Below are 13,038 nucleotides of genomic sequence, written 5' to 3' on the forward strand. Positions count from 1 at the left end.
CACTTCTGGTAGCTGGAGCTACCAGAAGTGCGCACGGGTGCGGCGGCGCCGCGCGGGCGTGGCGGGGTGGGGGTCGGGCGCGGGATCGCGCAGGGCGAACGCCCACACCTCGATGTCGTCGGGACGCGGTTCGTCGTCGGGACACCCCACGAACCGGAATCCGAGCCACGCCGCGTTCGCGGCGTCGACGAGCCGCCGAGGATGGAACGGCAGCGACTGCGGATGCGGGGGGACCCCCGCCGGCCACCGGATGGGGTGTTCTCCGGACCAGAACGGACGCTCCCACGCGAACGGGAGACCGTCGTCCTCGAAGAACTCGACGGCTCCGGCGCCGAACGCGCGACGCGGGGTGCCACGATGCCACGCCCCGAACGCGCCCCACGCCCCGGGGGCGTCCGACACGATCAGGTAGGTGTCCTCGCACGCCAGCGTGTGCAGCGTCGGATCGGGGAGCAGCGAGGGGCGACGGAACGCCAGGTCGGCGGTGCACACCACCGTGACACCGGGGAAGCAGCCGACGAACACGGTGTCGTCACCCGACGAGGTCGTCGCCTGCCGCAGCGACACCCGGCCGAGGGGGACGGAACCCCGTTCCGGATACAGCCGCGAGAGAAGGGCCTGCGCGGTGTCGCGTTCGGGTACGCACCCGCGCAGCACCGCCGCCGGTTCGGGATCGTCCACGAACCAGAGTGCCGACAGTGCCGCCGACATCGGTTGCGTCCTCAGGCGCGCCCGTTGCTGCGAACACCGAGCAGCACGTCGTCCCACGACGGCAGTGCGGGCTTGCCGCGCTTGTCCCGACCGACCGCCGCGACGGTCTGCCGCGCCGCTCCGGTTCGAGGGGCGTCGTCCGCCGTGTCGTCCGCCGTGTCCTCCTCGGGTTCGGCGACGGTGTCCGCGGGCACCTCCGCGTCCGGGGACGCCTCGATCTCGGCGGTGTCGTCGACGACGGCGGCGCGACGCTCGGCTTCCGCCTCGATCGTGTCGTCGACGTCGCGCGCCGAGTACACCGGGGTCAGGTACCGCAGGGGTCGTCCGCAATCCGGGTCGACTAGGTCGGCGGCGACGTCGTCGAGGGCGGAGATGGTGCCGCCGTGCGCGTCGGGTTGGTAGCGCCAGTGCGCGGCGTTCGTGGACCGTCCGGCCTGCCACTGCAATTGTGCGATCCAGTGTCCGTCCTCGTCGCGCCACGCATCCCAGGTGGCGGCGCCGAGGCTGTGTCCCCGCGCGCGGAACGCCTGGGTGACGACCTCGAGCAGTGTCTGCACCGCCGGTCCGTCGGGACGCACGGGGTGGCCGAGTTTCGCCATCTCGGCGGCGCGGGAACGTTCGAGCAGCACCGGGTACGCGAACCGTTCGACCTTCGCGACCGGGATGCCGGCGTCCTCCGCGACCTGCTCGACGGACGCACCGGCGCGGATGCGCGCCTGGATCTCGCGGGGACGCAGCGAACTGGTGGTCTCGATCTGGATCTGGCCCAGACGCGCGAGATCACCCCGGGAGGCGGCGCGCAGCGTGTCGTCGACCGGAATGCGGAACTTGTCCCCCGTCGTGGGATCGGCGAGCACGACGTGTTTCGCGTCGGGCTCGAGACCGACCACTCGAAGTTCTCGCACCTTGACCTCCTCGCGCCGATCGCGATTGACCCGCCCGACTGTAACGGAGACGGTGGGGCCCGCGTGGCCGGACACGCCGCGCGGCATCGCACCGAATGCGCGCGGAGGCGCTAGGGTTCGGGGTTTCGCCGAAAATGTCTCGACCCGTGGTCGAGGGTTCGGAGAACAGTGAGGGCCGGATCCCGAACGGATCCGGCCCTCGCCGTCTCAGGGAGAAGCGTGTCTCAGAGCTGCGAGACGACCCAGTCGATGCTCTTGGTCAGCTGCGTGACGTCCTCGGGGTCGATCGCCGGGAACATGCCGATGCGCAGCTGGTTGCGGCCCAGCTTGCGGTACGGCTCCGTGTCGACGATGCCGTTGGCCCGGAGGATCTTCGCGACCTGCGCCGCATCCACCGACTCGGCGAAGTCGACGGTGCCCACGACCTGCGACCGCAGCGCCGGGTCGGTGACGAACGGTGTCGCGAACTCGGATGCCTCGGCCCACTCGTACAGCCGCGACGACGAATCCTTCGTCCGCGCGACCGTCCAGTCCAGACCGCCGTTGCTGTTCATCCACTCGATCTGGTCGGCGAACAGCAGCAACGTCGCGAGGGCCGGCGTGTTGTACGTCTGGTCCTTGCTGCTGTTGTCCACCGCGATCGGCAGCGACAGGAACTCGGGGGTGAACCGGCCCGACTCCTTGATCTCGGCGACCCGTTCGAGCGCCGCCGGGCTCATCAACGCGATCCACAGCCCACCGTCGGCCGCGAAGCACTTCTGCGGCGCGAAGTAGTACACGTCGGCGTCGGTGATGTTCACCGGCAGACCGCCGGCACCCGATGTCGCGTCGATCGCGACGAGCGCGTTCTCCGAGCCGGCGGGCCGCGACACCGGCACCGCGACGCCCGTCGACGTCTCGTTGTGCGCCCAGCCGATCAGGTCGGCGGCAGCGTCGGCGACGATCTCCGGTGCCGAACCCGGATCGGCGGACACCACGATCGGGTCGCCGATGAACGGATTCTTCTTCGCGACCGTCGCGAACTTCGACGAGAACTCGCCGTACGTGAAGTGCTGCGAACGTTCCCGGATCAGGCCGAACGCCGCCGCATCCCAGAACGCGGTGGTGCCGCCGTTGCCGAGGACGACCTCGTAGCCGTCGGGCAGGGAGAACAGGTCGCGCAGACCCGACCGCACCCGGGCCACGACGTCCTTGACCGGCTTCTGCCGGTGGCTCGTGCCGAACACCGAGGCGCCGACGTCGACCAGCGACTGCAGCTGCTCGGGGCGAACCTTGGAAGGGCCACAGCCGAAGCGGCCGTCTGCGGGCTTGAGGTCGGCGGGGATGATCGGTGAAGCGTCAGCCATCGGAAAGCGTGTCCTAAGCGTAGAGGGACAAGTGCACGAGTAGTCTAGACCGCCCCGCCGTCCCGATCAGCGGTGTGTGATCGAATCCCACCCCGCGACGGTGTCCGCGGCGCGCGGATCCGGACCGGTGTAGATCGCCGCGGGACGCACCAGCTTGCCCAGTTGCTTCTGCTCGAGGATGTGCGCGCACCACCCGGCGGTGCGACCACACGTGAACATCGCCGGCATCATCGCGGCCGGCACCTCCGCGAAATCGAGGATCACCGCCGCCCAGAACTCGACGTTCGTCTCGATCGCCCGATCGGGCCGACGCTCCCGCAGTTCGGCGAGCGCCGCCTGCTCCAGCGCCGCCGCGGCCTCGTAGCGGGGCGCGTCCAGACGCTTCGCGGTGCTGCGCAGCACCCGCGCCCGCGGATCCTCGGCCCGGTACACGCGGTGCCCGAAGCCCATCAGCTTCTCCTTGCGGTCGAGGATGCCCTTGACCAGCCCGCGCGGGTCACCGGACCTCTCGGTCTCCTCGATCATCGGCAGCACCCGGGCGGGGGCACCCCCGTGCAACGGACCCGACATCGCACCGACCGCGCCCGAGAGCGCCGCGGCAGCGTCGGCGCCGGTGGACGCGATGACCCGGGCGGTGAACGTCGACGCGTTCATACCGTGCTCGGCGGCCGACACCCAGTACGCGTCGATCGCCTCGACGTGCCGCGGATCCGGGTCACCCTTCCACCGCACCATGAACCGTTCGGTGACGGTCTCGGCCTCGTCGACGCGCTGCTGCGGCACGGCCGGCTGGTAGATGCCGCGCGCCGACTGCGCGACATAGGACAGGGCCATCACCGCGGCGCGCGCAAGATTGTCGCGGGCCGTCGCATCGTCGATGTCGAGGAGCGGACCGAACCCCCAGATGGGGGCGAGCATCGCCAGGCCGGCCTGCACGTCCACCCGCACGTCACCGGTGTGGATCGGCAGCGGGAACGGCTCGGCCGGGTGCAGGCCGCGACCGAACTCGCCGTCGACGAGCAGCGCCCACACATCACCGAAGGTCACCCCCTTGCCGACGAGTTCCTCGATGTCGACACCGCGGTAACGCAGCGAACCCCCGTCCTTGTCGGGTTCGGCGATGTCACTGGTGAAGGCGACGACGCCTTCGAGACCGGCGACGAATTCCTCGGGTACAGACGCGTGCGCTGCCATGACGGATTGGTGCTCCTCACTCGTGTGCGACCCGGTCCGAGTCGGCACTGTCGGCGGATGTCGGGGCGGCGGTGCGGTGGCCGTCACCCACTCGGTTCGTCGATCCAGAACTGTAGACCTCTCGCCGCGCTCCGCCACCCCCGCACCGCGGCGCGGGCGGCGGACGGTCGGGCCGACGCGCCGGACGGCCGACGCACCGAAGTCCGGTCACCGGCGGGACCACCGGTGATAATCGGGCCATGGCCGACACGGGATACGAGAACCGGGCACCCGCCACCGGCGAACGTCAACGTCTGCGCAGGCTCGCACAGGCCGCTCTCAACGCCGACATGACCGTCGACCAGGTCAACGCGATCCTCGACGCGGTCGGCGGCACCCTCGGCGACATGGACCGCACCATCGGTGGGCTCGACGGCACGATCGACAGCCTCGACGCCACCCTGAGTCGCTTCGGCGACACCCTCGACGACGTCGACGCGACCGTCGCGAAGTTGAGCGACGTCGTCGACCGACTGGAACGGGTCACCGGACGCCTCGAGATCATCGTCGGTGTCGCCGAGCTCGCGGTGCGCCCGATCGTCGTCCTCGAATCCCTCGGACGCAGCGTCGCCACCGGACTCGGCCGGCTCCGGTGACCGTGCACGTTCCGGAGTAGCGTCGACACGTGCTGCCCGATCCACCACCGCCCGCCGAACCCGACCGCCCGTTGGCGTCGATGCGCGTGGACTACCAGCCGCCCGCCCCGCGCGGCACCTCCCCGGACGACCGCGATCTCGAACCCGGCGACGTCGCCGACGGCTGGGCGCCCGTCGCGCGGCGTTGGCTGGCCGCTGCCGTCGCCGCGGGCGCACCCGAACCCAACGCGATGGTGCTCGGCACCGTCGACGCGCAGGGGCACCCCGCGACCCGAACGGTGCTGTGCAAGGACCTCGACGACGACGGCGTCACGTTCTTCACCAACTACGGTTCCGACAAGGCCCGCCACCTCGACGCGGCGCCGTACGCGTCGGCGACCTTCCTGTGGTTGCCGTTGTACCGGCAGATCACCGTGCGCGGGCCGGTGACCCGGGTGCGGCCGGACGTGACCGAGGCCTATTGGCGGACACGGCCGCGCGGGTCCCGGCTCGGGGCCTGGGCGTCGCACCAGTCGCGGCCCGCCTCCTCCCGAGCCGAGCTCGAGCACGCGCTCGTGAACGCAGCCGACCGATTCGGTGTCGACGGCGACATCCCGGTGCCGCCGTTCTGGGGTGGGTTCCGCATCGCACCCGAATCCGTCGAGTTCTGGCAGGGTCGGCCCAACCGGCTGCACAACCGCATCCGCACCCGACTCGTCGACGGTGCGTGGCGCACCGAACGGCTCCAGCCGTGAGGCGGTTCCTCGCCGACACCGCACCCCTGTAGAACAAGGACTTCGCGAGACTCCGGGGGCCGGGGTCGTCACCGTCATCGGAGCCCGGTTGTCGGTGGTCGCGGTGCCGCAACTGCCCGCTGTTCCGCCGCTCGGTGAGACCGCGCGTGCGGGGCTGCGCGCAGTGCTCGGCGGTGCCTTCTCCGGCCGGGGGCGCAGTGCTCGTCGTCGGAATCATCCTGTGCGCATTCGTGTTCCCGGCGTTCCTGCGGTATCGGGTCGGTGCGAACGGGCGGACGTACCCGGTGGACGGGCCCGACTCGGACCGGTAGCGCATCGTGCTGTCGACGGAATCGAACCCGATGGGGGCATGGATGATTCGGAAATGTTCACCCGCCGACCGATGCCGGGCTCGTCCGGGTGACCGGTACCGACGACGCACAGCTCGTGCGGGTGGACGGGGTACGACTCGCGCGCGGGTGGCCCGAGGGTGGCCCGCCGCACCGATGCGGTCGAATCCCCGGTGGGATCGGGTCTCGTCGGTGACACTGGGTGGCATGTCGCAACCGACGTACCACCCGATCCGGGGAGGCGGATACCGGGCCGAGGTCTCCACCACGGGGGCCTCGCTGATCATGTTCGAGCACGACACGGCCGCCGGCGTGTACCCGTTGGTCACCGAGCCGACCGCGGACCGGCCACCGCTGCCGCTCGCGGGTTCGGTGTGCGCGCCGTGGCCCGACGGGGTGCGTGACGGCTCCTTCATCTTCGACGGAATCGAACATCAGCTCGTGGTCACCGATCCCGACAGGGGTACCGCGCCGCACGGATTCACCTGGCACCTGAACTGGAACGTGTTGTCGCACACCGAGTCGAGGGTGGATCTCGGGGTGGACGTCGGCATGCACACGGGGTGGCCGTACCAACTCCGTTGTGCGGTCGCGTACGAGATCGGTCCGTGGGGCCTCGAGGTCACGCACGCCGCGACGAACATCGGCGGGTACCACGCGCCGTTCGGAATGTCCTCACATCTGTATCTGCGTGCGGGTGAGGCGAATTTGGACGAGTGCGCTCTGTCGCTGTCCGCCGGAACCCGGTTGCCGCTGGACCGGGAACGATCCCTGCCGAACGCCTACACGCAGACCGTCTCCGGCACCGACTTCGATTTCACCGCACCGAGTCCGCTTCGTGATGTGCACCTGGACGCGGCGTTCAGTGCGCTCGACGAGGACATCGACGGCCGTGCCCGGCACCGACTACGGGGTCCCGACGGGCGGGGCGTCGAACTGTGGACGGGCAGCGGGTTCGGGTGGTTGCGTGTCATCACTGCGGACCTGGGAGAGGGGTGCCCCCGCGAACTCGTGCTGTCGCCGGCGACGTGCCCCCCGGATGCCTTCAATCTGGGGATCGATCTGATCGTCCTCCAGCCCGGACAGACGTGGAACGCGCAGTGGGGATTGACCGCGATCGACGTGTGAGTGCCGGACCCAGGGGTAGCCGCTGGGCCCCGGCATGCGTACCATTGTCGCTGGTCAGTCGGCGTGATTCGGCTCCGCGGTGGGTGCTGCGGTGGCGCGGAGACGCGTCCGGCTCCACGACGGAAGACACACAGTTCGAGGACTATCGACGGACCCTGCCTCGCCGCGGGCGGTGCGCTACGGCTAGGTTCTATCTGAATGTCCGGAAGTTTCTCGTAGATCTGAGCTTGAGAGGGATCCTTCGTGCCCGCTGAGAATGACACACAACCCACCCTCAGCTACCCCGGTGGCGAGCACACAATGTCTATCGCCGAGGCGACGGAAGGCAATGACGGCATCGAGCTCGGGAAGCTCCTTGCGGAGACCGGGTACACCACCCTGGATCCGGGTTTCGTCAACACGGCCTCCACCACATCGGCGATCACCTACATCGACGGCGAGAAGGGCATCCTGCGGTACCGCGGGTACCCGATCGAGCAGCTCGCGGAGAAGTCGACGTTCATCGAGGTCAGCTACCTGTTGATCTACGGTGAGCTCCCCACCGCCGCTCAGCTCGAGGTGTTCACCGACAAGATCCGTCGGCACACCCTGCTGCACGAGGACCTCAAGCGGTTCTTCGACGGCTTCCCGCGCAACGCGCACCCGATGCCGGTCGTGTCCAGCGCCGTCAACGCGCTGTCCGCGTACTACCAGGACGCCCTCGATCCCGACGACCCCGAGCAGGTCGAGCTCTCCACCATCCGTCTGATGGCGAAGCTCCCCACCATCGCTGCGTACGCCTACAAGAAGTCCGTCGGCCAGCCGTTCCTGTACCCGGACAACTCGCTGAGCCTGGTCGAGAACTTCCTGCGCATGACGTTCGGCTTCCCCGCCGAGCCGTACGAGATCGACCCCGAGGTCGCGCAGGCCCTCGACATGCTGCTGATCCTGCACGCCGACCACGAGCAGAACTGTTCGACGTCGACGGTGCGCCTCGTCGGGTCGTCCGACGCCAACCTCTTCACGTCCATCTCCGGTGGCATCAACGCCCTGTGGGGACCGCTCCACGGCGGTGCCAACCAGGCCGTGCTCGAGATGCTCGACGAGATCAAGAACTCCGGCGGCGACGTCAAGGAGTTCGTGCGCAAGGTCAAGAACAAGGAAGACGGCGTGAAGCTCATGGGCTTCGGGCACCGCGTCTACCGCAACTACGACCCGCGCGCCGCGATCGTGAAGAAGACCGCCGACTCCATCCTCACCAAGCTCGGTGCCGGCGACGAACTCCTCGAGATCGCCATGAAACTCGAAGAGGCCGCACTGACCGACGAGTACTTCATCGCGCGCAAGCTGTACCCGAACGTCGACTTCTACACCGGTCTGATCTATCGGGCGATGGGCTTCCCGGACCGCATGTTCACCGTGCTGTTCGCGCTCGGTCGCCTGCCGGGCTGGATCGCGCACTGGCGTGAGATGCACTCCGACCCCACCCTGAAGATCGGCCGCCCCCGGCAGATCTACACCGGGTACACGGAGCGCGACTACCAGGGAATCGACGCGCGCTAGCGTCCACGGGCCCCGTCACGCGACAGCGTCGACGGGGCCGTCGCACATTCGGGGCCGAGCGACCACGAACTCGCCCACCGACACCGATGAGGGAGCAGACCCATGACCAAGCCGGAGATCGAATTCCAGGAGGGGCCCGCCCCCACCGAGCTGGTGATCGAGGACATCGAGGTCGGTGACGGTGCCGAAGCAGTACCGGGTGCCATCGTCGACGTCCACTACGTGGGTGTCGAGTTCGATACCGGCGAGGAGTTCGACTCGTCGTGGAGTCGCGGCGAGTCGATCCGCTTCCCGCTCGCGGGCCTGATCGCGGGCTGGCAGGAAGGCATTCCCGGCATGAAGGTCGGCGGTCGCCGTCGGCTCACCATCCCGCCGGAGCTCGCCTACGGCCCCGCCGGATCGGGGCATCAGCTCTCGGGTAAGACCCTCGTGTTCGTCATCGACCTGCTCGACGTGCAGGTTCCCCCGGAGCCGCCGGTCATCGAGAAGCAGGAGGGTCCCGCGCCCACCGAGCTCGTCATCGAGGACATCGAGGTCGGTGACGGTGCCGAGGCGCAGCCCGGTGCCACCGTCGACGTGCACTACAAGGGCGTCGAGTACGACACGAACGAGGAGTTCGACTCGTCGTGGGGTCGCGGACAGTCCGTGGCCTTCCCCCTCGCCCGCCTCATCCCCGGCTGGCAGCACGGCATCCCCGGCATGAAGGTCGGCGGTCGCCGCAAGCTGATCGTCCCGCCGGAGCTCGCGTACGGTCCCGCCGGGTCGGGGCACCCGCTGGGCGGCAAGACCCTCGTGTTCGTCATCGACCTGATGGGCACCAACTGACGTAGCGCCATCGTGGGCCCCGCGACCTCGCACAGGTCGCGGGGCCCACGTGCGTCCCCGGTCGTGTGGCCAGTCCCGGGTCGTGTGGCCCGTCCAGGGTCATGTGGCCCGTCCCGGGCCGTTGGGCGAATGTATCGCTCGATCGATCCGATCGATCGGGTGTACCGTTCGCTCGGCGTTCGTCGTCCGGAGCGAGCGCTGCCGTCGAAAGGACCGCCCGTGCCCGCACCCGTCCTGTCCCGCCGCGACCTCGACTTCCTGCTCTACGAGTGGCTCGACGTCGAAGCGCTGACCTCCCGCGACAGGTTCGCCGAGCATTCCCGCGAGACCTTCGACGCGGTCCTCGACCTCAGTGCCGACCTCGCGACCAGACATTTCGCGACGCACAACAAGAAGGCCGACGCGAACGAACCCCGCATCGGCGACGACGGGCGTGTCGTGACGATCCCCGAGGTCGAGGCCGCCCTCGATCTGTTCTCGAAGGCGGGGCTGATCGCCGGTGGATTCGACGAGGCGCTCGGCGGAATGCAACTCCCGACGACGGTCCTGCGGGCGTCGATGGCGTGGTTCCAGGCCGCCAACGCCGGGACGTCCGCGTACCCCTTCCTCACCGCGGCCAACGCGAGCCTGCTCGCCACCCACGGCAGCGACGAACAGATCACCACCTACGTCCCGCCGATGCTCGAGGGACGCTTCTTCGGCACCATGTGTCTGTCGGAACCCCAGGCCGGGTCGTCGCTCGCCGACATCACCACCAAGGCCGTCGCCGCCGACGACGGGACCTACCGCATCACCGGCACCAAGATGTGGATCTCGGGCGGCGACCACGAGCTCACCGAGAACATCGTGCACCTCGTCCTCGCGAAGATCCCCGGCGGACCGGACGGCGTCAAGGGGATCTCGCTGTTCATCGTCCCCAAGTACCTCGTGAACGCGGACGGCACGCTCGGCGACCGCAACGACGTCGCGCTCGTCGGCCTCAACCACAAGATGGGCAACCGTGGCACGACCAACACGTTGCTCAACTTCGGGGAGGGCAAGTACACCCCCGGCGGTGCGCCCGGCGCAGTCGGCTACCTGCTCGGTGAGCCGAACAAGGGTCTCGCGTACATGTTCCACATGATGAACGAGGCGCGCATCGGTGTCGGCTTCCTCGCGATCTCCCTCGGCTACGCAGGGTACCTGCAGTCCCTCGACTACGCGCGCACCCGCACCCAGGGCCGGATGCTCGGAGCGAAGGATCCGTCGTCACCGCAGGTTCCGCTCGTCGAGCACGCCGACGTCCGCCGCATGCTGCTCGCTCAGAAATCGTACGTCGAGGGTGCCCTCGCGCTCGGGCTGTACTGCTCGAAACTCGTCGACGAACAGCACACCGCAGCGGACGACGACACACGTTCCCGTGCAGCGCTTCTCCTGGACGTCCTGACGCCGATCGCGAAGTCCTGGCCGTCGCAGTGGTGCCTCGAGGCGAACAGTCTCGCGATCCAGGTGCTCGGAGGCTACGGCTACACCCGCGAGTTCGACGTCGAACAGTACTACCGCGACAACCGACTCAACCCCATTCACGAAGGTACCCACGGGATTCAGGGCATGGACCTGCTCGGACGCAAGGTCGTCATGCAGGGTGGCGCGGGGCTCGCGCTGCTCGGCGAGACGATCTCGGCGACCGTCGACGAGGCGCTCGCCCGCGGCGGCGACACGGCCCTGTACGCGGAGCAGTTGCGTGCCTCCGTCGAGCGGGTCGGAGACGTCACCGCGACACTGTGGTCCACCGGGGATCCCTCCGTGGCGCTGGCGAACTCGTCCGTGTACCTCGAAGCGGTCGGGCATGTGGTCGTCGCGTGGATCTGGCTCGAACAGCTCCTCGCCGTCGGCGACCGGGAAGGCGGGTTCCACGACGGCAAGCGGGCAGCCGCCCGCTACTTCTACCGTTTCGAGTTGCCGAAGACCGGACCGCAGTTCGATCTGCTCGCGAGCCTGGATCGCACCACGCTCGACGTCTCGCCGGATGTGCTCTGAGACAGTCGATCACCCGGGTACACACGTGACGGCGACGGCCTGCTCGTGCAGGCTGCCGAGGACCAGCGTGCCGTCGCTCTCGACGACCCCGGTGACCATCGCGTAGTCGGTGCCGTCCCGTTGGATGTCGTGGACGATCGTGCCGTCCGGCGACACGCCCAACACCCACGCGGTGCGTTCCGGTGCAGGCAGCAGGCGTTCGGGTAGCGCCCACAGGATCCTGCGCAGAATCCCCGGAAGGGGAAGCAGGGTGTCCAGCACCGGGTTCCGCGGCGACGCCAGAGTCACCCAGATCAGCCCGTCGCTGCCGAGCGCGATGTTGTCGGGGAAGCCGGGCAGGTTGTCCACCAACGTGTCGGCGGTGCCGGAGTCGCTCCCGCGCAGCGGGTATCGGACGAGGCGATACGCGGCGGTCTCGGCGACGATCAGTGCCGACCGGTCGGGGGTGAAGGCCACACCGTTGGCGAACTGCAGCCCGTCGAGCAGGGTGTCCACCGTGCCGTCCGGCGACAGCCGGAACAGGCGTCCGGTTCCCGAATGCTCGGCGAGGTCCGTGAGCCACCGGTCGAGAGGCCAGCGACTCGACGACGAGGTGAAGTAGATCGTTCCGTCGTCCGGGTCGGACACGACGTTGCTCGCGAACCCCAGCGGTCGGCCGTCGACGGTGTCGACGAGGATCTCGAGCGGCCGGCCCGGGCCCGGCCAGCGGAGGAGGCCGCGGTCGGCGTCGCAGATCAGCAAGGAACCGTCGTCGCCGGCATGGAGGCCGAGCGGACGCCCACCCGTGTCGAGCACCGCCGTCACCTCGTCGGTCTCGAGGTCGATGCGCAGGATCTGCCCGGTCTCGATGCCGGTGTACACGGCGCCGTCCGCCCCCAGCACGACGTCCTCGGGACCGGCTCCGGGGAGCGGAATCCGCCGCGGCGGCGGCATCGGTGGGACGCTGGTCTTCCGTTTCGCCCGCGGCGGTGCGGGTGGAGGCGTCCACCGGTGCGGCTGCAGACGTGATCCTGTGCGCGCGTCGTTCACGTGGTCTCCACTCCGGAAGTGCGTGCGGGAACAGCGATGGTACGCGGCCCGCGCGGCGACGGCCCCGACTGTGCGTGTCGGCGTGTCACCAGTCGACGGTGAGGCAACCACCCACCGGCAGTGCATGCCACCGGTCCGCGTAGTCGTCCAGTCGCGTCACGATGCGGTCGATCTCCGGGGGAAGCGGTTTCGCCGTCACATACGCCGGGAGCCCGTGCGTGAGGCCGCGCCGGGACTCCCAGAGCGGAACGGCGATCCCGACGAGCTCCTCCGACCGTGCGGTGTCGGCCTGCACACGAACAGGCGACCGGCTGCGCTTCGATCTGTGTCGACGACTCGCCTTGCTGCGCTCGGCGGGATCCGCGGGCCAGAACAGTCCGTTGTCGCCGGCCGCCAACTGCCCGAACACGCCGTGCCGAAGGCCCGACTCCACCTCGACGATGACGTGCACCAGATCGTGCGGCAGATACGGGTGCCCGCCGGGCCCGTTCCGCGGCGCGAGCTCCGGGCCGATCTCGCGGTGCCAGGGCCCCGTAGTTGTTGACTAGCGGTGCCATGACCTGGGGTTTCGGTGTGTTCGGGGGCGGGTTGAGCGGGCATGGGGACAGGGATTGATCATGGGTGTGTCTTACGCATCCAGA

Annotated in this window: 12 protein-coding genes and 1 pseudogene; 7 read left to right on the forward strand and 6 right to left on the reverse strand. The window is 69.2% G+C overall.

The features are described from left to right. Positions 1 to 18: 18 nt before the first annotated feature. The 4 genes from LDQ05_RS17320 to LDQ05_RS17335 form a co-directional block, all read right to left on the reverse strand. Positions 19 to 711: a DUF6928 family protein gene (locus LDQ05_RS17320; protein ID WP_226438193.1), complete on the reverse strand. Its 693-nt coding sequence runs from the start codon at positions 709 to 711 to the stop codon at positions 19 to 21. An 11-nt stretch (positions 712 to 722) separates the two neighbouring features. Continuing rightward, positions 723 to 1,616: a septation protein SepH gene (gene sepH / locus LDQ05_RS17325; protein WP_226438194.1), complete on the reverse strand. Its 894-nt coding sequence runs from the start codon at positions 1,614 to 1,616 to the stop codon at positions 723 to 725. A gap of 224 nt (positions 1,617 to 1,840) precedes the next feature. Continuing rightward, the gene (serC, locus tag LDQ05_RS17330; protein ID WP_226438195.1) at positions 1,841 to 2,962 is read right to left on the reverse strand and encodes a phosphoserine transaminase; all 1,122 of its coding nucleotides are present in this window, start codon (positions 2,960 to 2,962) and stop codon (positions 1,841 to 1,843) included. A 66-nt stretch (positions 2,963 to 3,028) separates the two neighbouring features. Then, a complete protein-coding gene (locus tag LDQ05_RS17335) occupies positions 3,029 to 4,156 on the reverse strand; it encodes a citrate synthase 2 (protein ID WP_226438196.1) in 1,128 nt (375 codons plus the stop codon). Between the two features lie 239 nt (positions 4,157 to 4,395). Between LDQ05_RS17335 and LDQ05_RS17340 the strand changes: the two genes are divergently transcribed. From LDQ05_RS17340 to LDQ05_RS17370, 7 genes and pseudogenes are all read left to right on the forward strand, one after another. After that, complete coding sequence (locus tag LDQ05_RS17340; protein ID WP_226438197.1) at positions 4,396 to 4,791, forward strand: hypothetical protein; 396 nt, start codon at positions 4,396 to 4,398, stop codon at positions 4,789 to 4,791. Positions 4,792 to 4,871: 80 nt separating this feature from the next. Continuing rightward, a complete protein-coding gene (gene pdxH, locus LDQ05_RS17345; RefSeq protein WP_226438203.1) occupies positions 4,872 to 5,525 on the forward strand; it encodes a pyridoxamine 5'-phosphate oxidase in 654 nt (217 codons plus the stop codon). A 536-nt stretch (positions 5,526 to 6,061) separates the two neighbouring features. Continuing rightward, positions 6,062 to 6,982, forward strand: coding sequence for an aldose epimerase family protein (locus LDQ05_RS17350; protein WP_226438198.1), 921 nt, complete (start codon positions 6,062 to 6,064; stop codon positions 6,980 to 6,982). Positions 6,983 to 7,225: 243 nt separating this feature from the next. After that, positions 7,226 to 8,524, forward strand: coding sequence for a citrate synthase (locus tag LDQ05_RS17355; protein WP_226438199.1), 1,299 nt, complete (start codon positions 7,226 to 7,228; stop codon positions 8,522 to 8,524). 102 nt (positions 8,525 to 8,626) lie between these two features. Further along, positions 8,627 to 8,974 (forward strand): annotated as a pseudogene (locus LDQ05_RS17360) (FKBP-type peptidyl-prolyl cis-trans isomerase); the annotation flags it as partial. 3 nt (positions 8,975 to 8,977) lie between these two features. Next, positions 8,978 to 9,349 carry an FKBP-type peptidyl-prolyl cis-trans isomerase gene (locus LDQ05_RS17365; RefSeq protein WP_287217285.1) on the forward strand — a complete coding sequence of 124 codons (372 nt, stop codon included), beginning with the start codon at positions 8,978 to 8,980 and terminating at the stop codon, positions 9,347 to 9,349. 219 nt (positions 9,350 to 9,568) lie between these two features. Beyond that, on the forward strand, positions 9,569 to 11,368 hold the full coding sequence (locus LDQ05_RS17370; RefSeq protein WP_226438200.1) for an acyl-CoA dehydrogenase: 1,800 nt from the start codon (positions 9,569 to 9,571) through the stop codon (positions 11,366 to 11,368). Positions 11,369 to 11,377: 9 nt separating this feature from the next. On the opposite strand, the gene LDQ05_RS17375 is transcribed toward LDQ05_RS17370, so the two are convergent. Both LDQ05_RS17375 and LDQ05_RS17380 read right to left on the reverse strand, forming a co-directional pair. Beyond that, positions 11,378 to 12,301: an SMP-30/gluconolactonase/LRE family protein gene (locus LDQ05_RS17375; RefSeq protein WP_226438201.1), complete on the reverse strand. Its 924-nt coding sequence runs from the start codon at positions 12,299 to 12,301 to the stop codon at positions 11,378 to 11,380. Between the two features lie 181 nt (positions 12,302 to 12,482). Continuing rightward, complete coding sequence (locus LDQ05_RS17380; RefSeq protein WP_226438202.1) at positions 12,483 to 12,830, reverse strand: hypothetical protein; 348 nt, start codon at positions 12,828 to 12,830, stop codon at positions 12,483 to 12,485. Positions 12,831 to 13,038 lie beyond the last annotated feature (208 nt).

This window comes from Rhodococcus yananensis (assembly GCF_020515525.1).
Taxonomy (GTDB): domain Bacteria; phylum Actinomycetota; class Actinomycetes; order Mycobacteriales; family Mycobacteriaceae; genus Rhodococcus; species Rhodococcus yananensis.